Genomic DNA, 23,813 nt, shown 5'->3' with positions numbered 1-23,813 from the left:
CCATGATCTCGATCACCCTTCCCGACGGCTCCCAGCGCCAGTTCGACGCCCCCGTTTCCGTGTTGCAGGTCGCCCAGTCGATCGGCGCCGGCCTGGCCAAGGCCACCGTGGCCGGTGAGGTCGATGGCCGTCTGGTCGATGCCAGCGACGTCATCGACCATGACGCCGGCCTGCGCATCATCACCCCGAAGGACCAGGAGGGCGTGGAGATCATCCGCCACAGCTGCGCGCATCTGGTCGGCCATGCGGTGAAGCAGTTGTACCCGGACGCCAAGATGGTGATCGGCCCGGTCATCGACGAAGGCTTCTATTACGACATCCATTCCGAGCGCCCGTTCACGCCGGACGACATGGCCGCGATCGAGCAGCGCATGCGCGAGCTGATCGCGCAGGACTACGACGTGGTCAAGAAGATGACCCCCGCGAGGAAGTCATCGAGGAATTCGCGCGCCGCGGCGAGGAATACAAGCTGCGCCTGATCGACGACATGAGCGCCGACATCACCGCGATGGGCCTGTACTTCCACCAGGAATACGTGGACATGTGCCGCGGTCCGCACGTGCCGAACACGCGCTTCCTCAAGGCGTTCAAGCTCACCCGCATCTCCGGCGCGTACTGGCGCGGCGACTCCAGGAACGAGCAGCTGCAGCGGATCTACGGCACCGCCTGGGCGGACGAGAAGCAGCTGAAGGCCTACATCCAGCGCATCGAGGAAGCCGAGAAGCGCGACCATCGCCGGATCGGCAAGCAGCAGGACCTGTTCCACCTGCAGGAAGAGGCGCCGGGCCTGGTGTTCTGGCACCCGAAGGGCTGGAGCATCTGGCAGGTGGTCGAGCAGTACATGCGTCGGGTCTACCGCGACACCGGCTACGGCGAGGTGCGTTGCCCGCAGATCCTCGACGTCGAGTTGTGGAAGAAGTCGGGCCACTGGGACAACTACAAGGACAACATGTTCTTCACCGAGTCCGAGAAGCGGACCTACGCGGTGAAGCCGATGAATTGCCCCGGCCATGTGCAGGTGTTCAACCAGGGCCTGCACAGCTACCGCGACCTGCCGATCCGCTATGGCGAGTTCGGCAGCTGCCACCGCAATGAGCCCTCCGGCGCGCTGCACGGCATCCTGCGCGTGCGCGGTTTCACCCAGGACGATGGCCACGTGTTCTGCACCGAGGCGCAGATCGAGTCCGAGGTCCGCGACTTCCACGAGCAGGCCCTCAAGGTCTATGCGGACTTCGGCTTCGAAGAGATCCAGATCAAGATCGCGCTGCGGCCGGAATCCCGCCTCGGCGACGACGCCACCTGGGACAAGGCCGAGGACGCGCTGCGCAGCGCGTTGCGCGCGTCCGGGGTGGAATGGCAGGAGCTGCCGGGCGAGGGCGCCTTCTACGGCCCGAAGATCGAGTACCACCTGAAGGACGCGATCGGCCGCACCTGGCAGCTGGGCACGATGCAGGTGGATTTCATGATGCCGGGCCGCCTCGGTGCTGAATATGTCGACGAAACCAGCCAGAAGCGCCATCCGGTGATGCTGCATCGGGCCATCGTCGGGTCGATGGAGCGCTTCATCGGCATCCTGATCGAACACCATGCCGGCCACTTCCCGGCCTGGCTGGCGCCGGTGCAGGCGGTCGTCATGAACATCACCGACGCCCAGGCCGACGCCGTCGCCGAGGCCCGGAAAAGCCTTGCGAATCAAGGCTTCCGTGTAGTTTCCGATTTGCGCAACGAAAAAATCGGCTATAAGATTCGCGAGCACACGCTGCAGCGCGTGCCGTACCTGCTCGTGGTGGGGGACCGCGAGAAGGAAAACGGGATGCTTTCGGTGCGTACGCGGGGTGGGGAAGACCTCGGCAGCATGTCGGTCGACGACTTTGCCACGCGTTTGCGCCAGGAGCAGGCCGGCTGACCCCAGCCGATCGCTCAACACTGGCCACGATTCCGGAATCGTGGCCGATCCGGCATCCGACGATGCCACTCCATTGGAGATCGCAACATCAGTACCACCGACACAAAGCAAAACCGCAGGAACCAGGAAATCCGCGTCCCGCGCGTCCGGGTCATCGGCAGCGACGGCGAGATGATCGGCGTGCTCACGCGCGACGAAGCGCTGCGCATGGCCGAGGAAGAGGAACTCGACCTCGTCGAGATCCAGCCCAACGCGGATCCGCCGGTCTGCAAGATCATGGACTTCGGCAAGTTCAAGTTCGAACTGCAGAAGAAGGCCAACGAGGCCAAGAAGAAGACCAAGCAGGTCGAGATCAAGGAAGTGAAGTTCCGTCCGGTCACGGACGAGGGCGACTACCAGATCAAGCTGCGCAAGATGCGCGAATTCCTGGTCGAAGGCGACAAGATCAAGGTCAACATCCGCTTCCGTGGCCGCGAGATGAGCCATCAGGAGCTGGGCCGCGAGATGGCCGCCCGGATCGAGGGTGACCTCGGCGAGGACATCGTCATCGAATCGCGTCCGCGCCTGGAAGGCCGGCAGATGGTGATGATGATCGCGCCGAAGAAGAAGTAAGTCGTTTTCCTTCTCCCGCTCCGCGGGAGAAGTGCTAAGAGGCTGATTTTTCAGCCAAACATTGCAAACCCGGTGCCGGCCCGCCATAATGCGCGGCCCGGTTCGCCGGGTTTGTTGTTCAGTGGCACCCAGGACCCGCCTTGATTCAACACGCAAGTGTTATGAATCAAAGGCTTATCACCGGCTCAGGCAGGATGGAAAGCGTGGCAAAGCCGTAAGGCAGAGCTGCCGCCTCGACCAGTCAGCAGATTTCGCAAGGATCCCCAATGCCCAAGATCAAGACCAATCGCGGGGCTGCAAAGCGCTTCCGGAAGACCGCTTCCGGCAAGTACAAGTGCGGCCACGCAAATCGCAGCCACATCCTCACCAAGAAAGCGACCAAGCGGAAGCGCAACCTCCGGCAGACGAACCACGTCCGTGCCGAGGATGCAGGACGTCTGGATCGCATGCTTCCGTACTTGTGAGGAGATAAGAAATGGCACGAGTCAAACGTGGTGTAACGGCGCGCGCGCGCCACAAGAAGATCCTCAAGCAGGCCAAGGGCTACTACAACGCACGCCGCAAGGTGTTCCGCGTTGCCAAGCAGGCCGTCACCAAGGCCCTGCAGTACGCCTACATCGGCCGCAAGCAGAAGAAGCGTCATTTCCGCACCCTGTGGATCGCGCGCATCAACGCGGCTTCGCGTGCGAATGGCATCAGCTACAGCCGTTTCATGAACGGTCTGCTGAAGGCTGGCATCACCCTGGATCGCAAGGTGCTGGCGGACATCGCCGTGCACGATGCGGCGGGTTTTGCGGCCCTGACCGAAAAGGCCAAGGGCGCTTTGACGGCCTGAGCCGTCACTCCACAGCAGTTGTAGCGGCGGCTTCGGTCGCCATCACGTGGGGAAGGGCGCAAGTCCTTCCCCATGTGTGTTTATGGGGATCGGAAAACACATGAGCGACATCGAATCGTTGTCCACGCAGGCGCTGGCCGAGATTGCCGCGGCCACCGCGCCCGATGCACTGGAAGCGCTGCGCGTGGGCCTGCTCGGCAAGAGCGGCAGCATCACTACCCAGCTGAAGTCCTTGGGCGCGTTGCCCGGCGAGCAGCGCAAGGCTGCGGGCGAGGCGATCAACCGCGCCCGCGATGCGATCGGCGAAGCGCTTTTTGCACGCAAGATCGCGCTGGACGATGCCGCGCTGGACGCGCGCCTGGCCGGCGAATCCATCGACGTCACTTTGCCCGGCCGCGATGCCGCCCGCGGTGGCGTGCATCCGGTCAGCCGCACGCTGGAGCGGATCACCGAGATCTTCGGCCGGCTTGGCTACGAACTCGCCGACGGCCCGGAAATCGAGGACGATTTCCACAACTTCGAGGCGTTGAACTTCCCGCCGCACCACCCGGCGCGCGCCATGCACGACACGTTCTACTTCGGCGATGGCCGCCTGCTGCGCACGCATACCTCGGGGGTGCAGGTGCGCTACATGAAAGAACATCAGCCGCCGCTGCGCATGATCGCCGCAGGCAAGGTCTATCGCAGCGACAGCGACCAGACCCACACGCCGATGTTCCATCAGGTCGAAGGCCTGCTCGTCGACGAGCACGCCAGCTTCGCCGACCTCAAGGGCACGCTGGCCGAATTCGTGCGCGCCTTCTTCGAGCGCGATTTCGAGATGCGCTTCCGTCCGAGCTACTTCCCGTTCACCGAGCCATCCGCGGAAGTCGACATCGCCTGGCAGCAGGCCGATGGCAGCACGCGCTGGCTGGAAGTGCTGGGCTGCGGGATGGTCCATCCGAACGTGCTGCGCAATGTCGGCATCGATCCGGGGAAATACACCGGCTTCGCCTTCGGCCTAGGCGTCGAACGCTTCGCGATGCTGCGTTACGGCGTCGACGACTTGCGTTCGTTCTTCGACAACGATGTGCGCTTCCTGCGCCAGTTCGCCTGAGGTCTCGCGATGAAGTTCTCCGAAAACTGGCTGCGCCAGCACGTCAAGACCGATGCCACGCGCGATGAACTCGCCGCGACGCTGACCGCGATCGGCCTGGAAGTCGAAGAGATGACCGTGCTCGGCGACGCGCTGGATGGCGTGGTCGTTGCGCGCATCATCGAATGCACCAAGCATCCGGAAGCCGACAAGCTGCAGGTCTGCCAGGTCGACGCCGGCGCTCTCGGCATGTTGCAGATCGTGTGTGGTGCGCCGAATGCACGCCCGGGCCTGGTCGCGCCGCTGGCGACCATCGGCACGCAGGTCGGCACGTTGACCATCAAGGCCGCCAAGCTCCGCGGCGTCGAGTCCAACGGCATGTTGTGTTCGGCGAAGGAGCTGGGCCTGGATGCCGATGCCTCGGGTCTGCTTGAGCTTGCGGCGGATGCGCCGCTGGGCACGCCGCTGGCGGATTACCTTGGCCTGCCGGATGCCAGCATCGAATTGAAGCTGACCCCGAACCGCGCGGATTGCTTCGGCGTACGCGGAATCGCCTTCGACGTTGCCGCTGCTACGGGCAGCACCGTCGAGCCGCTCGACGCTGTGCCGATGCCGGCGTCGCACGACGGCGTGTTGCCGGTCGAATTGCATGCAGGTGCGGATGCGCCGCGCTTCGTCGGACGCGTGATCACGGGCGTGGAGGCAACCGTGGCTACGCCGGTGTGGATGGCCGAGCGCCTGCGCCGCAGCGGCGTGCGCCCAATCAGTTTCCTGGTCGATGTCACCCAATACGTGATGCTCGAACTCGGCCAGCCGATGCATGCCTACGACCACGACCTGCTCAAGGGCCCGATCGGCGTGCGAAATGCGCGCGCCGGGGAAACCCTGACGCTGCTGAATGGCGATGACGCCACCCTCGATGCGCAATTCCTGGTCATCACGGACGCCGACCGCGCGGTCGGCCTGGCCGGGATCATGGGCGGGGAAGACACCAAGGTGTCGAATGCCACCCGCAACATCTTCCTGGAAGCCGCGCATTTCGCACCCGCCGCAATCATCGGTCGCAGTCGCAAGCTCGGCCTGCATACCGATGCCGGGCATCGCTTCGAGCGCGGTGTGGATCCGGAACTGCCGCGCATCGCCGTGGAACATGCGACCCGCTTGATCGTGGATACCGCCGGCGGTGCGCCTGGTCCTGTCATCGAGGCGGTGCTGCCCGAATTTCTGCCGCAGCCGCAGCCGATCCCGCTGCGTCGTGAACGACTGGCGCGCGTGCTGGGAACGCAAGTCACGCAAGCCGAGGTATCGCGCATCCTCAATGCGCTTGGGCTTGCGGTCGAAGCGAATGCGGAGGGATGGCGTGTGACGCCGCCGGCGCGCCGCTTCGACATCGCCATCGAAGAAGATCTGATTGAAGAGATCGCGCGGATCCACGGCTACGACGCGATCCCGACGACGCTCCCGGGCGGTGCCACGCGTCTGGTGTCGCCCAGCGAAACCCGCAGCAGCGAGCACGATGCGCGCCGGCAACTGGTCGCCCGCGACTACCTGGAAGCGATCAACTACGCCTTCGTCGATGCCGACTTGCTGGCGAAGTGGCAGTTGACCGATGGCGGCGTGGCACTGGCCAATCCGTTGAGTGCGGAGCTGGGCGTGATGCGCACGCGCCTATTGCCGGGCTTGGTCGCTGCGCTTGGCCGCAATGCCGCGCGCCAGCAATCGCGGATCCGCCTGTTCGAGATCGGCAAGACCTTCGCCGCATCGAACGATGCGCCGATCGAGACGCGTCGCATCGCGGCGGTTGCCTGTGGCGATGCTGCCGCGGAGCAATGGGGTGAGGCCGCGCGCAAGCTCGATTTTCACGACCTCAAGGGCGACCTCGACAGCTTGGCCGCGTTGTCGAATGCGACGCTGGAATATCGCGTCTCGACGCATCCGTTCGCACACCCGGGTCGTTCCGCGGACGTGATGCGTGACGGCGTTTGCATCGGCTGGATCGGGCAATTGCATCCGCGCTTGCAGCAGGCGCTGGATCTCGATGTCGATGTGTACGGCTTCGAGCTGGAACTCGACGCCCTGCAGGCGCGTCCATTGCCGCGCGCCAATGCGCTGTCCAAGTATCCGTCCGTCCGCCGGGACCTTGCGTTCGTCGTCGCGGAATGGGTGTCTTGGGATGCCATGCGCGCCACTGCGAAACAGGCCGCGGGCGAGGTCCTGCGCGACCTCCGGCTGTTCGATCGCTACGCCGGAAAGGGCGTGGAAAACGGATTCAAGAGTCTCGCCATGGCCTTGATTTTGCAGGATGAATCACGCACCCTGATCGACCGCGACGTGGAAGCGGTGGTGGCCGATGTGGTCGCCGCGCTGGAGGGGACACACGGCGCGGCCATCCGGCGCTGAAGGGGGCGGCAATGGCATTGACCAAGGCGGAAATGGCGGAGCGTCTTTACGAAGACGTGGGCCTGAACAAGCGCGAGGCGAAGGAATTCGTCGACGCATTCTTCGACGCCTTGCGCGAGGCGCTGGAGCAGGGTCGCCAGATCAAGCTGTCCGGCTTCGGCAACTTCGACCTGCGCCGCAAGAACCAGCGGCCGGGGCGCAACCCCAAGACCGGCCAGCAGATCCCGATTTCTGCGCGCACGGTGGTCACCTTCCGGCCAGGCCAGAAGCTGAAGGAACGCGTCGAGGCGTACAGCGGCTCCAGCACCATGGGAACTGCGCATGCTTGACCCGGGCAGCAACCGCGAACTGCCGCCGATCCCGGCGAAGCGCTACTTCACCATCGGCGAAGTCAGCGAGCTCTGCGACGTCAAACCGCATGTGCTGCGCTACTGGGAAACCGAGTTCCCCAGCCTGGAACCGGCCAAGCGCCGCGGCAATCGCCGCTACTACCAGCGCCACGACGTGCTGATGGTGCGGCAGATCCGCAGCCTGCTGTACGAGCAGGGCTACACGATCGGTGGCGCGCGTCTGCGCCTGGAAGGCGAGGGCGCGAAGCAGGAGTCCGCGCTGAGCAACCAGATCGCCAAGCAGGTGCGGATGGAGCTGGAAGAAGTGCTGCAGTTGCTGAGGCGCTAAACCGCCATCGCAGCGGTTACAATGATCGCGATGTCGGGGCGTAGCGCAGCCTGGTAGCGCATCTGCCTGGGGGGCAGAGGGTCGTCGGTTCAAATCCGGCCGTCCCGACCAATCATGAGGTCCGGTGCAGCACGACCAGTACCCAGCAAAAACCCGCCACGATGGCGGGTTTTTTGTTGCCTGCGCTGCGCTGGTGGTTGCCGAGCCCGCGCGCTGGATTCGCCGTCAGCCTTCGCGGACCGGCGGTGTGAACGGGATGGTGTCGGGGGCGACTGCACCGCCGCTGATGATGAAGCTCATCGCCTGATCCACCGTCCAGTCGGTCGGGGTCATCTTCTCCACCGGTACGATTTCCAGGTAACCCGAGGTCGGGTTGGGCGTGGTCGGCACATAGACCGCGGCGAGTTCGCGCCCGGTGCCCTGTTCGCGGATCACTCGGGTGACGAAGCCGATCGACTTCATTTCCGCGTGGGGGAAATCGACCAGCACCACGCGTTGGGTGCCATCCGGCTTGGTCTGCAGGATGTCGAGCAGCTTGCGCGCGCTTCCGTAGATGGTGCTGGCCAGCGGGATCCGCGCGACCAGCGCTTCGAACCAGCCCAGCAGGCGCTGGCCGATCACCCGCCGGGCCAGCCAGCCCACCAGCAGGACCGCCGCCACCGTCGCGACCAGCGCGAATGCGTTCTGCACCCACGGATCGCCCAGCCAGCCGAGTGCCTGCGGGCTGCGCGCCGCGATGCCCTGCAGGCTGGGCCCGATCAGCGGCTTGCTGAGATCGCCCAGCAGGACGAACAGGAATTTCACCACCACCCAGGTCAACCACAGCGGGAGCAGGGTGAGCAGGCCGGTCAGGAACAGGCGTTGCAGGCGATGACCGAGCGTGGGGGATGTCGACATGCGCGCATTCTAGGGCGCGCGGAGCATGGTCGGTCAGTCAGCGCGCACCAGGCGGATGCCGACGTCCTCGAAGCCGCGGCCGGCGTCGAGCGCACGTGGTTTGCCGCTGGCCATGCGCTGGCTGCATTCGCGGTTCGCGCACAGGGTCAGCCAGCCCGATACCGGCGTGGTCGGTTGTGCCCGCACTTCGCCCGCGCTGGGAAGACGGTAGCGACGCTGATCCTGGCTGCCCAACCAAGCGGCGTATGCCTGCGCATCCGCCGCGGAGACGCAGACCACTGGCTTGCGGTCGTTGCCGGTGTTGTTCCAGCTGCGCTTGCGGCCGAACACGCCCTTGCCGCAGTCCGCCGCAGCGCGCCCGGTGGCATTGGCGAAACGTGCATAGTCCTCCCTGCTGACCGCGATGGTCGCCACCGGCGCGGGCGGCGCGGCAGGCGTGGCGGTGACCACGGTCGCCGCGGTTGTCGCGGCGGGCGCCGACTTGGCGGCGACATCGACGCGCGCAAGCAAGGCGCGACTGCGCAGCGGATCCAGTTCCAGCCAGCGGGTGTCCGCCAGCAACTGGCGTGCCCCCTGGATGTCGCGCTTGCCGAGCAAGGCCTGCAGGCGCGTGTCCAGCGCAGTATCCAGGCGCCTGCGCAGCAGGGCGATGGCGCTGCCTTCGCCGCCGCGACGGCTGTCGAGCTGGCGGGCGCGTTCGAACGAGGTGCGCGACATCGCGACATCGCCCGCACGCAGCGCGCGATCGGAGGCCTCGGCAAGTGCGTCGAACAGTTGCGCGGTCAGTTGCTGGGTCTGCGGATGGGTGGCATTGACCCGCCATGCCGCATCCAGGCTATCCCAGGCATTCGCGTTGGGTGGAGACAGCAAATTGCCGTCGCGCATCTGCTGTTCGGCGTTGGCCAGGTAGGCGGCCAGGCCTTCGGCGTTGCCTTCGCCTTCGCCGATGCCGGCCAGCAGGCCGGTGCGCGCGTCTGCCTGCGGCGACGGCAGGCCGCCGCCGGGCGTGCCGCTGACCGTGCCTGCAGCGGGCGCGTGGATCACGTCGCGTTCGACCGGATAGAAGCGGAAAGCGGCGATGCCGGCAACTGCGAGCGCCGCGGCGGCCACGGCCCAGGGTTTCCAGCTGCTCCGCGGAGGCTTCGCCTGCGGATCCATCTCGACGGCGGTCGGCACTTCCACCGCGACGAAGGTCTTGCCGGTGCGTGCTTCCAACTGATCCAGCGCTACCAGCATGTCCTGCGCGCTGGCGTAGCGATCCTCCGGGCGCTTGGCCATGGTTCGGTCGATGAAGTCCTGCCATTGCTTCAACGGCGCGGGCAGGCGCGGGATCGGGTCTTGCACATGCTTGAGCGCCATCGACAGCGCATCGCCGGCGTTGTAGGGCAGGCGTCCAACCAGCATTTCCCAGGTCAGCACGCCCATGCTGTAGAGATCGGCGCGGCGGTCGACTTCCTGGCCGCGCGCCTGCTCGGGCGGCATATAGGCGGTACTGCCCACCGCCAGGCCAGCATTGGTCAGGCGCGGGTTGCTGCCGCGGCGCAGGGCGATGCCGAAGTCCGCCAGCATCGGCCGCTCGGCTTCGTCGAACAGCACGTTTTCGGCTTTCACGTCGCGGTGGACCACGCCACGGACGTGCGCATAGTCGAGCGCCTGCAGCAGTTGGCGCGCGATCGCCGCGACCTTCGGTTGGTCGCCGCGCAGGTGGCGTTGCGCCAGGTGGCCGCGGGCCAGGAACGGCATCGAATAGAACGGCAGGCCGTCCTCGGTGCGACCGACTTCGTAGATGCCGACGATGTTCGGGTGCTGCAGGCGGGCGATGGTGCGTGCTTCGTTCTCGAAGCGCGCGCGGCTGACTTCATCGGCCAGCGCTTCGGCCAGCATGATCTTGAGTGCGACCTTGCGATCCAGCGACGTCTGTTCGGCCAGGTACACGGTGGACATGCCGCCGTGGCCGATCACGCGGTGGATGCGATAGCCGTCGACGTCGGGGTGCGCGTTACCGGACAAGGAAAACTCCCATGCAGGTGCGTCCCGAGCATACGAGGAGAGCCCCGCCGATGGAACCTCAGCGGCCCGATTTGCGACGCACGTACAGCTGCTTGCTTACCCGCGCGACCACGTCGCCCTGGTCATCGATCACGTCGGTGTCGAACCAGCGCAGCACCTTGTCGCCGCCTGCGGCCGCCGTGCGCAGCTCGTCGAGCATGGCGTCGTCCAGCTCGAACAGCGCATGCACGGTGCCGCGCCCGGGCTTCACGAACTCGATGCTGCCGGCCTGATCCCAGACCATGTAGTCGCGGCCCAGGCATTGCAGCACCGGGATCATCCGGAACGGATCGGTCATCGCGAACAGGTTGCCGCCGAAGTGGGTGCCGACGAAATTGCGGTTCCACGGCCGGCTGCGCAGTTCCACCCGCACCCGCTTCCAGTCCGGGCTGATCTCGCGAATGCGGATGCCGCTGAACAGGAAGGGCGGCCACAGGTTCATGCCGATGCGGAGGGTGCTGGCTTTCATCGAGGCGCAAATCGCTGGGCAGGCCAATCTACCATACGCAAAAGTATGGTTTGTCTGACTTGGCGGATCACACCAGCAGCAGCGACGACATCCTGCGGCGATAGCGGCTTACGAGATCCTCATCCTCGACGACACGGAAGGCGTCGATGAGCGACTTGCGTGCCAATCCGTCGCCGAACGCGCGGTCGCGCTGCAGCATTTCGATGAAATGTTGCAGGCCGGCCTCGGCATCGCCGGATACGAGTTCGCGCACGCCCAGCAAGTGGCGCGCACGCAGGTCGGCGGGATCGGCGGCGATTGCGGACTGCAGCACCTCGGCCGGTGGTGCGTCCTTGAGCAAAGCGGCGAAACCGAGGCGCGCACGCGCCTTGATCGTGCGGTCGTCGGTGGCCAAGTTGGCGGGCAGGGCATCGAGTAACTGTTCGGATTCGGTTGCAGCGCCGGTCTGCAACAACGCCAGCGCCAGATCCAGCTTGAGTTCCGACTTGTCCGGTTCGGCTTCGATCGCCTTGCGCAGGCGCATGACTTCGGCGTGCGGATCGATCGGCGTTGTTGCTTCGGCAGGCGCTTCGTCCTCGATCGCGGGCTCGGCCGGAGCGATCCCGTGGTGGGTGAGGAATTCGCGCAACTGACCTTCCGGCAACGCGCCGGGGAAGCCGTCCACCAGTTGCCCGCCCTTGACCAGCATGACCGTTGGCACCGAGCGGATCTGGAACGCGGCGCCGAGCTCCTGCTCCTGGTCCACGTCGACCTTGGCCAGCCGGAAAGCCCCGTTGTAGTCGGCCGCGAGTTTCTCCAGCAGTGGGCCCAGCGTCTTGCAGGGACCGCACCAGGTCGCCCAGAAATCCACCAGCACCGGGGTCTCCAGCGACGCGCGGATCACCGTGTCCTCGAAAGTGGCGGCGGTGGCGTCGAACACATGCGGATTGGGGGCGTCGTTCATGGCGTGCTTGCTCTGTGCGATGTCGCCGAGATGGCGGTTGATCAGCAGGTTAACAAGGCAATGTAAAAAATACTTGACATCGATATTCGTAGATGTAAATTACACATTACATCTGGTCTGGTGGAGATGACATCGATGGCAGCGCTCTCGGCACGCACCCGTCTCATCCTGTGGTTGTTCGCCGCCGGCATCGGCCTGGCGTTGTTCTTCACCGGCGAATACCGCGACCTCGACCTGCCGCTGGGCTGGATCGGCACGTTCCTGTTCGTCGTCGCGACCTGGTTCAGCGTGGACGCGCTGTATCGCGTTCCGTCGAGCGAGGAAGAGGCACTCGTCGCGCCAGGCGAGTGGCAGGCCTGGATCGGCGTGGCCTTCGTCGGCGCGATCATCGGTGCCAGCTTGCTGCACGCGGACGTGTTTCTGCCGCAGGTACCGATCGGACAAAACCCGGACACCAACAAGGCGGGCCAGTCCATCGGCACCTTGTTCGTGGCCTGGCTGGTGCTTGCCCATGTGCTCAGGCAGCGCTGGGCGGGCAAGGTGCAGGCCGACGAACGCGACGCGCAGATCGAACTGGCCGCCAGTCAGTGGGGCCGCGGCGCGACCGCGTTCGCCGTCATCGGCATCGCGGTGCTGCTGGGCTTCAGCGATACCGACCGCTTGCGCGAATTCAGCTACCCCTTCATCGCCCAGATGCTGATGCTGACCCTGCTATGGGGCCTGTGGTTCGACCAGCTCATCGCGGCGTTGCTGTATTGGCGGGATCGGCGCGCGGCGGCATGACCCGTACCACCATCAGCAACGAAATCCGCCGCCTGCGTTTCGCCCGCGGCGAGATGACCCAGCAGGCATTGGCGGATGCATGCAGCGTCACCCGGCAAACCATCATCGCGCTGGAAGCGGGGCGTTACGCGCCATCGCTCGAGCTCGGTTTCCGCATCGCCGACGCGCTCGGCGTGCGCATCGAAGACGTTTTCCACTGGAGCAGACCGGAATGAGCAAGGCAACGGGCAAGGGAGTGCGGTTCGTCAGATGGACATTGGGCATCGCGGTCGGGTTGGTGGCGCTGCTCGCCGTGTACATGTGGTGGGTGGTGGAAAGCTTCGACACCAAGACGTTGCCGCCACGGCACGGGCAGGTCGATGTCGAACTGTTCGCGCGCGAGGGCGGCAAGCATCCGCTGATCGTCGGCCTGGGCGGCAGCGAGGGTGGCAATGCCTGGGCCAGCGACCGCTGGAAGCCGCAGCGCGAGCGCTTCCTCGACCAGGGTTACGCGATGCTGGCGCTGGGCTATTTCGGCACACCGAATTCGCCGGAGAAGCTCGATCGCATTTCGCTGGATGGCGTGCATGCGGCGATCATGCAAGCGGCGAAGGATCCACGCGTGGATGGCCGCTGCATCGCGATCATCGGCGGTTCGCGCGGTGGCGAACTCGCGTTGTTGCTGGCCAGCCACTATCCCGATATCGATGCGGTGGTCGCGATCGTGCCCGGCAGCGCGGTGTTCCCGGCGCTGACCGATGCGATGACCACGCCGGGCTTCTCGCACCACGACAAGCCGCTACCGTTCGTTCCGATGACGTGGGGCGCAACACCGGACCTGCTGATCGGCAATTTGCGTGGCGCATTCGAGACGATCATGCGCGACGAGCCAGCAATGCAACGCGCGGCCATCGCGGTGGAGAAGATCAACGGCCCGGTGCAGTTCGTGTCCGCCGCGCAGGACGAGATGTGGCCCTCGCGCGAAATGGCCGACGCGATGATGCAGCGGCTGAAGGCCAGCGGATTCCGCCATCCGTTCGAGCACCTGGTGGTTCAGGGTGGACATTCGGAGCCGCTGGATGAATTCCCGAAGATGGAGGCTTTCCTGCAGCGTCGCTTCCGCGCGGAATGCGGTTGAACCACAAGAGGGTCTGATATCGTCGCCGCGCGGCAGCCGCCGCGGAGAACAGGAGAATGCAGATGCGCATCTGGAAGTGCCTGGCCGTGGTCATGCTGTCGACGTTGTGCGCGCTGGCATTCGCCAAGGACAAGGACGAGATCAGGCCCGCAGGCAAGACCAATCCTGCGCCTGCCGAACTGCTGTCGGGGTTCGACCGCTACGAGGTGAAACCCGCGGTGCTGACCGGCGTGTATGCAGGCCAGGAGATCAACGAGACCGCGCTGGCCTCGTTCCAGCGCAACTTCGACGAGCGTGTGGGCGCATGGGTTGCCGAGCAGAATGCCAAGCCCGCGCGGCATGACCCGCTGCGCACGCTGGTGATCGAGCCCCGCATCGACAAGATCCGCTTCATCAGCGGTGGTGCGCGGGTGTGGGCTGGCGCATTCGCGGGCAGTTCGCGGGTGCTGGTGAAGTTGCGCCTCGTCGACCAGGCGACCGGTGCCGTGATCGCCGAACCGGAGTTCTACCAGCATGCGAAAGCGATGGCGGGTGCGTGGACGTTCGGCGTGGCCGACAACAACATGCTGATCCGCACGGCGTCGATGTCGCTGGATTATCTCAAGGCGAACCAGTCCGAAGCGGTGGGCGGGCCGACTGGCTGGGAAGGCAAGTAAGCCTGGCGACGTGAGGCTCGATCCGCACGTGCGTTTCGTCGCCGGCGCCGCTGCCGCGCTGTTCGCGATGGCGCTGCTTCTCGCCAACGTCGGCGTGCCCGAGTACTCGCATCGCGTGCATCCGGTCGCGTTGCGCGGCACCGCCGGCCTGCCTTGGGCGTTCGCGTTCAACCTGCTGGCCTTCGTCTTGCCAGGTGTGTTGCTGGCAATCGCAGGTGTGTCGTTGCGAAACGGCTTGACCTGCAGAGGATGGCCCGCGCGGATCGGCATCGTCCTGGCGCAGTTGTCGGCGCTGGCGTTCGCCGCGCAGGGCTTGTTGCCGCTGGACCCGAGCGATGCGGATTCGCGCCCAAGCCGGTTGCACGTGATGACCTGGATGTTGTGGTGGATCGCGTTCGTGCCGGGCGCGTTGTTGCTGGCCGCGGGTGCGCGGCGCGGTATCGGGTTCGCGCTGTGCAGCCTCGCGATAGGCGTGCTGGTGCCGGTGATCGCGGTGCTGGCGCCGATCGGCTCGTGGGTGGGCCTGGCCCAGCGGTTCGCGTTCGCGCTGTGGTTTGGCTGGTGGCTGCTGGCCGCCTGGCGGCTTACTTGTATTTCAGCTTCAAGCCCAGGATCGTCGACGACAGCACGAAGGTGACCATGTTAGACAGGATCATCGGCCACGACATGAGGTACACGCCGTAGCCGAACCAGCAGGCGATGCCGAAGGTGAACACCACGTACATCCACAGCGAGATGCCGGAGGTGTCGCGGGTGCGGATGGTCTTCACCGCCTGCGGCACGAACGACAAGGTGGTGCAGGCGGCCGCGAGAAAGCCGACCCACTCCAGATTCATCGCGTTGGCGTCCGGTACACGGTGCCGTCCTTCATCACGAAGTCGACCTTCATCACGTTGCCGATGTCGGCCAGCGGGTCGCCGGGCATGGCGATGATGTCGGCGCGCTTGCCGGCTTCGACCACGCCCTGGTCGTCGACACCCAATACGGATGCTGCGTGGATCGTCGCGGCCTGCAGCGCGTACGCAGCGGGAATGCCGGCTTCAACCATGTACTGGAACTCGCGCGCGTTGTCGCCGTGCGGGCCCACGCCCTGGTCGGTGCCGAAGGCGATCTTCACGCCACTACGGTAGGCCTTGCCCGCGGTGTCCTGGATCTGCGCACCGATGCGCGCCGCCTTGGGCCGCACGATCTCCGGGAAGTAGCCGTCGATCTTCGCCTTGTCGGCGACGAAGCGGCCGGCGTACAGGGTCGGCACGTACCAGGTGCCCTTCTGCTTCATCAGCGCCATCACCCGATCGCTCATGTAACTGCCGTGCTCGATGCTGGTGACGCCGCCAGCGACGGCGCGGTACATGCCTTCCTCGCCGTGCGCGTGCGCGGCCACCTTGTACCCGTAGTCCTTGGCCGTCTCGACGATGACCTTGACTTCATCGATGGTGAATTGCGGCGCGTCGCCGGACTTTGCATAGCTCAGCACGCCGCCGGTGGCGGTGATCTTGATGACGTCGCTGCCGTCCTTGTAGCGCTGGCGTACGGCCTGGCGGGCGTCGTCGACCGAATTGATCACGCCTTCGGTCGGGCCGGGCGGGCCGATCAGGTGGGCCAGCCGGTCGTTGAGGCCGTTGCTGGGATCGCCATGGCCGCCGGTGGTGGCGATGCCCTTGCCGGCGGCCCAGATCCGCGGTCCCTTCACCAGCCCCTGGTTGATAGCGTCGCGCAGGTGCGGGGTCACTTCGCCGCCGAGGTCGCGCACGCTGGTGAAGCCGGCCATCAGGGTCTTTTCGGCATAGCCCACGCTGCGGAAGGCGAAATCGACATCGTCCAGGCGGAAACCCTCGGAATAGCTTGCCGGGCTGGACTGACTGCCGAGGTGCACGTGCAGGTCGGTCCAGCCGGCCATGCAGGTGCGATCGGAGAGGTCGATGGCGGTTGCGTTCGCGACCGCTTCCACGCGGCCGGCCAGCACTTCGGCCACCTTGCCGTTGCGCACGACCACCGTATGCGCGCCCAGCAGCTTGCCGCTGCGACTGTCGAACAGCTTGCCGCAGTGCAGGGCTGAGTCCTCGGCGAAGGCAGGCATGGCGAGTGTGGACAGCACGGCGGCGGCAAGCAGTCGATGGCGCATGGCGGTTCCCCTGGACGTTGCCGGATGGTGCCACGCATGGCGGCTGGAAGGGGGGTGCGGTAGGCTGTCCGGCCCGTTTTCGCAAGATTTTCCGCCGTGTCCGAACCCGTGTCCTACGATCCCCGCGCCACCGAAACCGCCGCCCAGTCGTTCTGGTCGAACACCCGTGCCTTCGAGGTGAACGAGGACAGCAGCAAGCCGAAGTATTTCTGCCTGTCGATGCTGCCGTACCCGTCCGGCGCGCTGCATGTCGGCCACGTGCGCAACTACACGATCGGCGACGTGATCAGCCGGCACAAGCGGATGACCGGGCACAACGTGCTGCAGCCGATGGGTTGGGACGCGTTCGGACTGCCGGCGGAAAATGCGGCGATCAAGAACAAGACCGCGCCGGCGAAATGGACCTACGCCAACATCGAGCACATGCGCGCGCAATTGCAGTCGCTGGGCTACGCGATCGACTGGAGCCGCGAGTTCGCCACCTGCAAGCCGGACTACTACATCCACGAGCAGCGCATGTTCGTGCGCCTGCTGAAGAAGGGCGTGGCCTACCGCAAGAACAGCGTGGTCAACTGGGATCCGGTCGACCAGACGGTGCTTGCCAACGAGCAGGTGATCGACGGCCGCGGCTGGCGCACCGGCGCGCTGATCGAGAAGCGCGAGATCCCGCAGTGGTTCCTGCGCATCACCGACTACGCGCAGCAGTTGCTGGATGAATTGAATACGCTCGATGGCTGGCCGGATTCGGTCAAGACCATGCAGCGCAACTGGATCGGCCGCAGCGAGGGTCTGGAAATCCAGTTCAAGGTCGATGGCGAGGCTGAGCCATTGACGGTGTTCACCACGCGACCCGATACGCTGATGGGCGTGACCTTCATCAGCGTCGCCGGCGAGCACCCGCTGGCGCTGAAGGCGGCGCAGGGCAATCCCGAACTGGCTGCGTTCCTGGCCGACCTCAAGCAGGGCGGCGTGTCCGAGGCCGAACTGGAGACCCAGGAAAAGCGCGGCATGGCCACCGGCATGTGGGCGATCCATCCGGTCACCGGCGAGGACGTCCCGGTCTACGTCGCCAACTTCGTGTTGATGGGCTATGGCACCGGCGCGGTGATGGCAGTGCCGGCGCACGACCAGCGCGACTGGGAATTCGCCAAGACCTACGGCCTGCCGGTGAAGCCGGTGATCGTCGATGCCGCCGTGCGCGACGCGCTGCAGGAAATGTCGTCGCACCTGGCCGAGCACGACGACCCGATGGCAGTCGCGCTGGGCGGACACGCGGCGATCGACGTGGTCGAGGTCGATGCCGCGGTCGAAGTGGTGCGCGATTATTTCCGTCGCATCGATGAAGAAGGCGCGCAGACCGAGCGCGGCTTCCTGGTCAACTCCGGCGACTACAACGGCATGGAGTTCGATGCCGCGTTCGGTGCGTTGGCCGCGAAATTCGAGGCCGACGGGACCGGTGCGCGCCGGGTCAACTTCCGCCTGCGTGACTGGGGCGTGAGTCGCCAGCGCTACTGGGGTTGCCCGATCCCGGTGGTCCACTGCGCGGATTGCGGCAGCGTGCCGGTACCGGAGGACCAGTTGCCTGTGCTGCTGCCGGAAGACGTGGCCGATGCCTTCGCCTCCGGCGACGTGCATTCGCCGATCAAGTCCGATCCCGACTGGCGCAAGACCACCTGCCCGGACTGCGGCAAACCCGCCGAACGCGAGACCGACACCTTCGATACCTTCATGGAGTCGAGCTGGTACTACGCGCGCTACACCTCGCCGGGCGCGAGCGACATGGTCGACGAACGCGCGAACTACTGGCTGCCGGTCGACCAGTACATCGGCGGCATCGAGCACGCGATCCTGCACCTGATGTATTTCCGCTTCTATCACAAGCTCCTGCGCGACGCCGGGCTGGTGCAAAGCGACGAGCCGGCCACGCGCCTGCTGACCCAGGGCATGGTCATCGCCGACACCTTCTATCGCGAGGACGAACTCGGCGCGAAGGAGTGGATCAATCCGGTCGACGTCGAACTCGAGCACGACGAGCGCATGCGCGTCAGCGGCGCGAAGTCGCTGGTCGATGGCTTGCCGGTCTCGATCGGCGGCACCGAGAAGATGTCGAAGTCGAAGAACAACGGCGTCGATCCGCAGGTGTTGGTCGACAAGTACGGTGCCGACACCGTGCGCCTGTTCTCGATGTTCGCCGCGCCGCCGGAACAGTCGCTGGAATGGAGCGACGCCGGCGTGGAAGGCATGGCGCGCTTCCTGCGCCGGCTGTGGCGCGACGTGCACGCGCACGTGGCCCAGCCCGACCATCCGGAAGTGGACGCGAATGCGCTGGATGCCGCGCAGAAGACCCTGCGCCGGCAGATCCACGAGGCGATCCAGAAGGTCGGCGACGATTACGGCCGCCGCCACAGCTTCAACACCGCGATCGCCGCGCTGATGGAACTGCTCAACGCGGTCAACAAGTTCGCCGACATGAGTGACCAGGGCCGCGCGGTGCGCCACGAGGCGTTCGAGGCCATCGTCCTGCTGCTCAATCCGATCACCCCGCATGTCAGCCATGCGCTGTGGCAGGCGCTGGGCCACCCGGAAACGCTGCTGGAGGACGTGCCGTTCCCGAACGCCGATCCGGCCGCGCTGGTCCGCGATGCACTGACCATCGCGGTGCAGGTCAACGGCAAGCTGCGCGGCACCATCGAGGTCGCCCCGGATACCGCGCGTGAGGTCGTCGAGGCCGCGGCGCTGGCCGACCCGCATGTCATGACCTTCGTGGCAGGCAAGGAGGTCCGCAAGGTCATCGTGGTACCGGGCAAGATCGTCAATATCGTGGTGGCGGGCTGAGGCCCGCCGACTTCGCCAACCCGATCGCTTAGACTGCCGCCATGACCCGACGCCTCGCCGTACTCGCACTCGCCGCCACTCTTCTCACCGGTTGCGGCTTCCACCTGCGCAATGCCCTGAACCTGCCGGAGGACCTCGGGCCGGTGCGGGTATTGGCCTCCGATCCGTACAGCCCGCTGGGCGAATTGCTGGCCGATGGCCTCAAGCGCGCCGGTGCGGAGGCCGCCGCGGCCGATGCCACCGCCGACGTGGCGACCCTGCAGGTGATCTCCGAGCAGTGGGCCGACACCCCGATCAGCCACGACCAGTTCGGCCGTGCGCAGGAGTTCTCGCTGCGCTACGCGGTGATCTTCAGCATGCGTCGCGCGGATGGCAGCGCGGCGGTACCGCAACAGGCCGTCGAACTGGCGCGCGACTATCTCGCCCCGGCCGTCGATTCGATCGGCAAGGCCAGCGAGCGCGAACTGCTGGTGCGCGAGCTGCGCCGCGATATGGCCGCGGCGATCCTGCGCCGGGTGGATGCCGCCTCCAAGCCGGCCGCCGCTGCGCAGTGATCGTGTTGCGCGGTTGATGCGATGGAACTGAACGTCGATCGCTTCGCCGCGCAACTTGCCGGCGAACCGCTGCGTCCTGCCTACCTGGTCGCCGGCAGCGAAACCCTGTTGGTCCTCGAAGCTGCCGACGCCGTCCGCAGCGCCGCACGCGGACAAGGCATCGACGAGCGCGAAGTGCACGACATGGAAGGCCGCGACGCCGACTGGGACGCGCTGGATGCGGCCATCAACGCACCCAGCCTGTTCGCCAGCCGGCGCCTGGTCGAAGTGCGCCTGCCTACCGGCAAGCCGGGCACCGAAGGCGCGAAGCTGATCGCCGGGCTGTGCGCATCGCCGCCGTCGGACGTCGTACTGCTGGTGGTGGCCGGCGACTGGTCGCGTTCGCATGGCGGCAAATGGAGCGAGGCGATCACCCGCGCCGGCCACGCGTGCATTGCCTGGCCGGTGAAGCCGCACGAACTCACCGGCTGGATCGGCCAGCGTCTGCGCAGTCGCGGGGTCAAGGCCGCGCCGGATGCAGTGGCGCGGCTCGCGCAACGGGTCGAAGGCAACCTGCTGGCTGCGGCGCAGGAGGTCGACAAGCTCGCCCTGCTGCTGGATCGCGAGGCCGGTGCGCCTGCCGTGCTCGACGTGGCGAAGATGGAATCGCTGGTCGCCGATTCCGCGCGTTTCGACGTGTTCCGACTCACCGATGCCGCGTTGAACGGTCAGTCCGCGCAGGTTTCGCGGATGCTCGCCGGCCTGCGCGCAGAGGGCGAGGCGATCCCCGCGCTGATGGGCATGGTGGTGAAGGAACTCAATACCGTCGCGGCGCTGGCGCGTGCGCGCAACCTTGCCGCAGAGTTCAAGGCGCAGCGCGTGTGGGAATCGAAACAGGCGGTCTACACGCGCGCGCTGAAGCGGCATCCGCCCGAGCGCTGGCAACGCATGCTGGTCGAAGCCGGCAAGGTCGATCGCATCTCCAAGGGCCGGGTCCGCCTCGGCGAGGAGTCCACCGATGCCTGGCAGCAGCTGGAACGCCTGCTGCTGGCCGTGGCCGAACCGGGCGCAGTGCGCCTGCTGGCGTCGTGAACGCGCCAGCGCTGCGAATCTTCTACGGAGGCACCTTCGACCCGGTGCACAACGGGCATGTCGCCATCGCCCGCGCTGCGCGCGATGCGTTGCAGGCCGAGGTCGCGCTGCTGCCCGCACGCGACCCACCGCACAAGGCAGTGACGGGTGCGGATGCCGACCAGCGCGCGGCGATGCTGGAGCTTGCCATCGCCGACGAACCCGGCCTTGTCGTGGATCGCCGCGAACTGCATCGTGACGGCCCGTCGTACAGCGTGGATACGCTCGGCGAGTTGCGCGGCGAAATCGGCCAGGAAACGCCGCTGGCGTGGCTGGTCGGCGCCGATTCGCTGCGCCAGTTGCATACCTGGCATCGCTGGCGCGACTTGCTCGAGCGCGCCCACCTGCTCGTAGTGCAGCGGCCCGGTGCCGACATCGACCTGCCCGCCCTGCGCGCCGCCGCGCGCGAAGTGGCGGCGCTGGTCGAACAGCGCCAGCGGCCGGCACTGGAGTTGGCGGAATCGCCGCATGGAGGCATCGCGATGTTGCCGCTGCCGGGCCTGCGCCCGGAGTCCTCGACCGAGCTGCGTCGTCGCATCGCCAATGGGGAGGTCTGGACGGACTGGGTCGCGCCCGCAGTCGCGGGCTATATCGTCCGTCACGGCCTGTACCGCGACCCCGCCGTTATACTGCCCGCCGTAGCCCCTCCGCCCCTCATCGAGCCCGCACCCTTGACCACCACAGCCCACGTCATCAAGACCAGCCTGCCCACCCCGCCACCGCCGGTGGAAACGCTGCTCAAGACCGTGCACGACGCGCTGGCGGAGCTGAAGGCGAAGGACTCGGTCGAAATCGACGTGCGCGGCAAGAGCAGCGTCTGCGACTACATGGTGGTCGCATCCGGCACCTCCACCCGCCACGTGAAGTCCGTGGCCGATGAAGTGGTTCGCTTCGCCAAGAAGCTGGGCGTGATGCCGCTGGGCGTGGAAGGCGAGCGCGAGGCCGAATGGGTGCTCGTCGACCTGGGCGATGTGGTTGTCCACGTGATGCTGCCGCGGGTGCGCGAGTTCTACGCGCTCGAGCGGTTGTGGACCGTCGGCGACCAGCACCCGGACTACATCGCGTCGGACGAGTAAGACCCGCAGCGTTCTTGAATCCTTCCCCTTGAAGGGTTTTTGCAGGACATGAAAGCCCGCCTCATCGCCGTCGGCGAGCGCGCACCGGCCTGGGTCGCCCAGGGCTTCGCCGAATACCAGAAACGCCTGTCGCACTGGCTGCCGCTGGAACTGGTCGAAGTCGAGCCCGGCGTACGCGGCAAGGGCCGCGATACCGCGAAAGCCATGGCCGACGAAGGTGCCCGCGTGCTCGCGGCACTGCCGAAGAATGCATTCGTGGTCGCGCTGGACGGGCGCGGCAAGCCGTATTCGTCCGAACAACTCGCGGTGCGCCTCGAACACTGGCGAGGGCGCGGCCAGGATCTCGCGTTCCTGATCGGTGGTCCCGAGGGCCATGCGCCCGAGGTCATCGCACGCGCCGACGAGACCTGGTCGCTGGGGCCGCTCACGCTGCCGCACATGCTGGTGCGGCTGGTGCTGGCCGAGCAGGTGTACCGGGCGGCGGCCTTGCTGGCGAACCATCCCTACCATCGCGCCTGAACGAAAGACGCCCGCATCGATGATGCGGGCGTCTTGTCTTCCGTGGCGGCGCGGTCAGCGCAGCGCGAACTCGATGGGCACCATGCCGATCGCCTGCACGGCCTGGCCGTCCCTGGTCGCCGGCTGGAAGCTCCAACGCTTCAACACCTGTGCGCGGGCCGCTTCATCCAGCTCGCGGTGGCCGCTGCTCTGCGCCACCGTCACGTCCAGCGGACGCCCGTCGATCCCGACCAGCACCTGCAGCAGCACGGTGCCGGTCAGGCCGCGCTGCTTGGCCATCCGCGGGTAGACCGGTGCCGGGGCCGAGCGGTACTGCAACTGCATCGGTGCCGGCCCGATAGCAACCGGCGCGATGTCCATGGCCGGGCCGGGATCGATGGTGCTTTCGATCGCCTGTTCCGTCGCATTTTCGGTCAGCACCGGCGTCGCGATGGCGGTCGGCTGCTCGGCGACGGTCCGCTGGCGCACCGGTTGCGCCGTGGGAGGCGTCGGTTGCCGCTGGACGACCGGAACCTTGATCGGCGGTGGCGGATCCCGCCTGATCCAGTCTGGGAGGGGTGTCACCGGCGCTTCATCAGGCAACGGCAACGGGGCCGGCAAGGTCAGCGGCATCATCAACAGGCCCAAGGCCAGCGTGTTGACTGCGATGGTCCCGCTCAGGGTGAGGATGCGGGCAGTGTCGAGTTGCGGCTTGGAGGCGGGCTTCAGCAGCGCGAAACCGGCCGGGCGGAACGATGCGATGGAATGCGAGCGAGCCATGGTCAACCTCCTGTCAGGTGGGTAGTCCATGCAACGGGCCAGTGCCGGCAGTGGGGTCGAGGCCGATCCGATGCACGCTTCGACGCTGCGCCGTACGCCTGCGCATTGGCAATCGGCGGGCGACGACCGGCAGCGTGTCGCCGACAAATGGCAATGACTCTCGTTCGTGTTTTTGCCCCGGATACAACGATGCCCGCACGCGGCGGGCATCGTCGGCGACGTGTCAGTGGATCAGGGCGTCGGGTCGGGATCGTGTTCCAGGCCGCCTTCCTCGGCATCCGGTTCGGGCTTGGCCCCCGGGATCTGCGCCTGCGCCTTGTCCTTCGGCTTCGGTTCGGCATAGCCGGTGTTGCACTCGGACTCCGGATGCGCGGTCGGCACGCTGGACGGTTCGTTCTCCTTGCGCGTGCTCATC

25 protein-coding genes, 1 tRNA gene and 2 pseudogenes are annotated in these 23,813 nt (G+C 66.3%); 20 read left to right on the top strand and 8 right to left on the bottom strand.

Annotation, left to right across the window (positions count from 1 at the left end; all coding sequences use genetic code 11):
• Nucleotides 1–2: 2 nt before the first annotated feature.
• The 9 genes and pseudogenes from thrS to H9L16_RS00455 all read left to right on the top strand — a co-directional run bounded on the left by thrS (nt 3) and on the right by H9L16_RS00455 (nt 7,617).
• Nucleotides 3–1,906: pseudogene (thrS, locus tag H9L16_RS00495) on the top strand (threonine--tRNA ligase).
• A 72-nt stretch (nt 1,907–1,978) separates the two neighbouring features.
• Nucleotides 1,979–2,518 carry a translation initiation factor IF-3 gene (gene infC, locus H9L16_RS00490; protein WP_187553972.1) on the top strand — a complete coding sequence of 180 codons (540 nt, stop codon included), beginning with the start codon at nt 1,979–1,981 and terminating at the stop codon, nt 2,516–2,518.
• Nucleotides 2,519–2,784: 266 nt separating this feature from the next.
• The gene (gene rpmI, locus H9L16_RS00485; protein ID WP_187552686.1) at nt 2,785–2,982 is read left to right on the top strand and encodes a 50S ribosomal protein L35; all 198 of its coding nucleotides are present in this window, start codon (nt 2,785–2,787) and stop codon (nt 2,980–2,982) included.
• An 11-nt stretch (nt 2,983–2,993) separates the two neighbouring features.
• A complete protein-coding gene (gene rplT / locus H9L16_RS00480) occupies nt 2,994–3,353 on the top strand; it encodes a 50S ribosomal protein L20 (protein WP_187552685.1) in 360 nt (119 codons plus the stop codon).
• 100 nt (nt 3,354–3,453) lie between these two features.
• Nucleotides 3,454–4,449 carry a phenylalanine--tRNA ligase subunit alpha gene (gene pheS, locus H9L16_RS00475; RefSeq protein WP_187552684.1) on the top strand — a complete coding sequence of 332 codons (996 nt, stop codon included), beginning with the start codon at nt 3,454–3,456 and terminating at the stop codon, nt 4,447–4,449.
• A gap of 9 nt (nt 4,450–4,458) precedes the next feature.
• Nucleotides 4,459–6,828, top strand: coding sequence for a phenylalanine--tRNA ligase subunit beta (pheT, locus tag H9L16_RS00470; protein ID WP_187552683.1), 2,370 nt, complete (start codon nt 4,459–4,461; stop codon nt 6,826–6,828).
• An 11-nt stretch (nt 6,829–6,839) separates the two neighbouring features.
• A complete protein-coding gene (locus H9L16_RS00465; protein ID WP_187552682.1) occupies nt 6,840–7,157 on the top strand; it encodes an integration host factor subunit alpha in 318 nt (105 codons plus the stop codon).
• The gene (locus H9L16_RS00460; RefSeq protein WP_139717243.1) at nt 7,150–7,506 is read left to right on the top strand and encodes a MerR family transcriptional regulator; all 357 of its coding nucleotides are present in this window, start codon (nt 7,150–7,152) and stop codon (nt 7,504–7,506) included. The genes H9L16_RS00465 and H9L16_RS00460 overlap by 8 nt, the downstream gene beginning before the upstream one ends.
• Before the next feature lie 34 nt (nt 7,507–7,540).
• A tRNA-Pro gene (locus tag H9L16_RS00455) sits at nt 7,541–7,617 on the top strand.
• Nucleotides 7,618–7,731: 114 nt separating this feature from the next.
• On the opposite strand, the gene H9L16_RS00450 is transcribed toward H9L16_RS00455, so the two are convergent.
• The 4 genes from H9L16_RS00450 to trxA form a co-directional block, all read right to left on the bottom strand.
• Nucleotides 7,732–8,403 (bottom strand): DUF502 domain-containing protein, encoded by a 672-nt coding sequence (locus tag H9L16_RS00450; protein ID WP_187552681.1) that lies wholly within the window; start codon nt 8,401–8,403, stop codon nt 7,732–7,734.
• A gap of 33 nt (nt 8,404–8,436) precedes the next feature.
• Complete coding sequence (locus H9L16_RS00445; protein WP_187552680.1) at nt 8,437–10,413, bottom strand: serine/threonine-protein kinase; 1,977 nt, start codon at nt 10,411–10,413, stop codon at nt 8,437–8,439.
• 58 nt (nt 10,414–10,471) lie between these two features.
• Nucleotides 10,472–10,921, bottom strand: coding sequence for a DUF4442 domain-containing protein (locus H9L16_RS00440; protein WP_187552679.1), 450 nt, complete (start codon nt 10,919–10,921; stop codon nt 10,472–10,474).
• Between the two features lie 67 nt (nt 10,922–10,988).
• Nucleotides 10,989–11,864 carry a thioredoxin gene (gene trxA, locus H9L16_RS00435; protein WP_187552678.1) on the bottom strand — a complete coding sequence of 292 codons (876 nt, stop codon included), beginning with the start codon at nt 11,862–11,864 and terminating at the stop codon, nt 10,989–10,991.
• A 135-nt stretch (nt 11,865–11,999) separates the two neighbouring features.
• On the opposite strand from trxA, the gene H9L16_RS00430 reads away from it, so the two are divergent.
• The 5 genes from H9L16_RS00430 (at nt 12,000) to H9L16_RS00410 (ending at nt 15,057) form a co-directional block, all read left to right on the top strand.
• On the top strand, nt 12,000–12,647 hold the full coding sequence (locus H9L16_RS00430) for a hypothetical protein (protein WP_187552677.1): 648 nt from the start codon (nt 12,000–12,002) through the stop codon (nt 12,645–12,647).
• Entirely contained in the window at nt 12,644–12,862 is a 219-nt protein-coding gene (locus tag H9L16_RS00425; RefSeq protein WP_187552676.1) for a helix-turn-helix transcriptional regulator, read from the top strand. The genes H9L16_RS00430 and H9L16_RS00425 overlap by 4 nt, the downstream gene beginning before the upstream one ends.
• Nucleotides 12,859–13,764: an acyl-CoA thioester hydrolase/BAAT C-terminal domain-containing protein gene (locus H9L16_RS00420; protein WP_187552675.1), complete on the top strand. Its 906-nt coding sequence runs from the start codon at nt 12,859–12,861 to the stop codon at nt 13,762–13,764. Before H9L16_RS00425 ends, H9L16_RS00420 begins: the two co-directional genes overlap by 4 nt.
• 62 nt (nt 13,765–13,826) lie before the next feature.
• Nucleotides 13,827–14,420, top strand: coding sequence for a hypothetical protein (locus tag H9L16_RS00415; protein ID WP_187552674.1), 594 nt, complete (start codon nt 13,827–13,829; stop codon nt 14,418–14,420).
• Between the two features lie 10 nt (nt 14,421–14,430).
• Nucleotides 14,431–15,057 carry a DUF998 domain-containing protein gene (locus H9L16_RS00410; protein ID WP_187552673.1) on the top strand — a complete coding sequence of 209 codons (627 nt, stop codon included), beginning with the start codon at nt 14,431–14,433 and terminating at the stop codon, nt 15,055–15,057.
• Here H9L16_RS00410 and H9L16_RS00405 read toward each other — a convergent pair.
• The gene (locus H9L16_RS00405; protein ID WP_187552672.1) at nt 15,005–15,256 is read right to left on the bottom strand and encodes a SemiSWEET transporter; all 252 of its coding nucleotides are present in this window, start codon (nt 15,254–15,256) and stop codon (nt 15,005–15,007) included. The two genes, H9L16_RS00410 and H9L16_RS00405, sit on opposite strands and share 53 nt — an antisense overlap.
• On the bottom strand, nt 15,253–16,545 hold the full coding sequence (locus H9L16_RS00400; protein WP_187552671.1) for a metal-dependent hydrolase family protein: 1,293 nt from the start codon (nt 16,543–16,545) through the stop codon (nt 15,253–15,255). The genes H9L16_RS00405 and H9L16_RS00400 overlap by 4 nt, the downstream gene beginning before the upstream one ends.
• A gap of 96 nt (nt 16,546–16,641) precedes the next feature.
• On the opposite strand from H9L16_RS00400, the gene leuS reads away from it, so the two are divergent.
• The 6 genes and pseudogenes from leuS (at nt 16,642) to rlmH (ending at nt 22,639) form a co-directional block, all read left to right on the top strand.
• Nucleotides 16,642–19,380: a leucine--tRNA ligase gene (gene leuS, locus H9L16_RS00395; RefSeq protein WP_187552670.1), complete on the top strand. Its 2,739-nt coding sequence runs from the start codon at nt 16,642–16,644 to the stop codon at nt 19,378–19,380.
• A gap of 41 nt (nt 19,381–19,421) precedes the next feature.
• Entirely contained in the window at nt 19,422–19,934 is a 513-nt protein-coding gene (locus H9L16_RS00390) for an LPS-assembly lipoprotein LptE (protein WP_187552669.1), read from the top strand.
• A gap of 21 nt (nt 19,935–19,955) precedes the next feature.
• Nucleotides 19,956–21,005, top strand: coding sequence for a DNA polymerase III subunit delta (holA, locus tag H9L16_RS00385; RefSeq protein WP_187552668.1), 1,050 nt, complete (start codon nt 19,956–19,958; stop codon nt 21,003–21,005).
• Nucleotides 21,002–21,670: pseudogene (gene nadD, locus H9L16_RS00380) on the top strand (nicotinate-nucleotide adenylyltransferase); the annotation flags it as partial. The gene holA and the pseudogene nadD, both read left to right, overlap by 4 nt.
• A 45-nt stretch (nt 21,671–21,715) precedes the next feature.
• Complete coding sequence (rsfS, locus tag H9L16_RS00375; protein WP_187553971.1) at nt 21,716–22,120, top strand: ribosome silencing factor; 405 nt, start codon at nt 21,716–21,718, stop codon at nt 22,118–22,120.
• Between the two features lie 48 nt (nt 22,121–22,168).
• Complete coding sequence (rlmH, locus tag H9L16_RS00370) at nt 22,169–22,639, top strand: 23S rRNA (pseudouridine(1915)-N(3))-methyltransferase RlmH (protein ID WP_187552667.1); 471 nt, start codon at nt 22,169–22,171, stop codon at nt 22,637–22,639.
• A 54-nt stretch (nt 22,640–22,693) separates the two neighbouring features.
• Here rlmH and H9L16_RS00365 read toward each other — a convergent pair whose 3' ends face one another.
• The gene (locus H9L16_RS00365; RefSeq protein WP_187552666.1) at nt 22,694–23,398 is read right to left on the bottom strand and encodes an energy transducer TonB; all 705 of its coding nucleotides are present in this window, start codon (nt 23,396–23,398) and stop codon (nt 22,694–22,696) included.
• A gap of 231 nt (nt 23,399–23,629) precedes the next feature.
• Nucleotides 23,630–23,812, bottom strand: a complete 183-nt coding sequence (locus H9L16_RS00360; protein WP_187552665.1) for a hypothetical protein — start codon at nt 23,810–23,812, stop codon at nt 23,630–23,632.
• Nucleotide 23,813 lies beyond the last annotated feature (1 nt).

The organism is Thermomonas carbonis, assembly GCF_014396975.1.
Classification (GTDB): Bacteria; Pseudomonadota; Gammaproteobacteria; order Xanthomonadales; family Xanthomonadaceae; genus Thermomonas; species Thermomonas carbonis.
The sequence above is the reverse complement of the archived record's forward strand: the minus strand, read 5'-3'. Positions and strand labels throughout refer to the sequence as shown.

Bases quoted from the DNA above. Each gene is read 5' to 3' on its own strand.
- rpmI (WP_187552686.1), top strand. From the start codon at position 2,785: ATGCCCAAGATCAAGACCAATCGCGGGGCTGCAAAGCGCTTCCGGAAG.
- rplT (WP_187552685.1), top strand. From the start codon at position 2,994: ATGGCACGAGTCAAACGTGGTGTAACGGCGCGCGCGCGCCACAAGAAG.
- pheS (WP_187552684.1), top strand. From the start codon at position 3,454: ATGAGCGACATCGAATCGTTGTCCACGCAGGCGCTGGCCGAGATTGCC.
- pheT (WP_187552683.1), top strand. From the start codon at position 4,459: ATGAAGTTCTCCGAAAACTGGCTGCGCCAGCACGTCAAGACCGATGCC.
- H9L16_RS00465 (WP_187552682.1), top strand. From the start codon at position 6,840: ATGGCATTGACCAAGGCGGAAATGGCGGAGCGTCTTTACGAAGACGTG.
- H9L16_RS00460 (WP_139717243.1), top strand. From the start codon at position 7,150: ATGCTTGACCCGGGCAGCAACCGCGAACTGCCGCCGATCCCGGCGAAG.
- H9L16_RS00450 (WP_187552681.1), bottom strand. From the start codon at position 8,403: ATGTCGACATCCCCCACGCTCGGTCATCGCCTGCAACGCCTGTTCCTG.
- H9L16_RS00440 (WP_187552679.1), bottom strand. From the start codon at position 10,921: ATGAAAGCCAGCACCCTCCGCATCGGCATGAACCTGTGGCCGCCCTTC.
- trxA (WP_187552678.1), bottom strand. From the start codon at position 11,864: ATGAACGACGCCCCCAATCCGCATGTGTTCGACGCCACCGCCGCCACT.
- H9L16_RS00430 (WP_187552677.1), top strand. From the start codon at position 12,000: ATGGCAGCGCTCTCGGCACGCACCCGTCTCATCCTGTGGTTGTTCGCC.
- H9L16_RS00425 (WP_187552676.1), top strand. From the start codon at position 12,644: ATGACCCGTACCACCATCAGCAACGAAATCCGCCGCCTGCGTTTCGCC.
- H9L16_RS00420 (WP_187552675.1), top strand. From the start codon at position 12,859: ATGAGCAAGGCAACGGGCAAGGGAGTGCGGTTCGTCAGATGGACATTG.
- H9L16_RS00415 (WP_187552674.1), top strand. From the start codon at position 13,827: ATGCGCATCTGGAAGTGCCTGGCCGTGGTCATGCTGTCGACGTTGTGC.
- H9L16_RS00405 (WP_187552672.1), bottom strand. From the start codon at position 15,256: ATGAATCTGGAGTGGGTCGGCTTTCTCGCGGCCGCCTGCACCACCTTG.
- H9L16_RS00400 (WP_187552671.1), bottom strand. From the start codon at position 16,545: ATGCGCCATCGACTGCTTGCCGCCGCCGTGCTGTCCACACTCGCCATG.
- H9L16_RS00390 (WP_187552669.1), top strand. From the start codon at position 19,422: ATGACCCGACGCCTCGCCGTACTCGCACTCGCCGCCACTCTTCTCACC.
- holA (WP_187552668.1), top strand. From the start codon at position 19,956: ATGGAACTGAACGTCGATCGCTTCGCCGCGCAACTTGCCGGCGAACCG.
- rlmH (WP_187552667.1), top strand. From the start codon at position 22,169: ATGAAAGCCCGCCTCATCGCCGTCGGCGAGCGCGCACCGGCCTGGGTC.
- H9L16_RS00365 (WP_187552666.1), bottom strand. From the start codon at position 23,398: ATGGCTCGCTCGCATTCCATCGCATCGTTCCGCCCGGCCGGTTTCGCG.
- H9L16_RS00360 (WP_187552665.1), bottom strand. From the start codon at position 23,812: ATGAGCACGCGCAAGGAGAACGAACCGTCCAGCGTGCCGACCGCGCAT.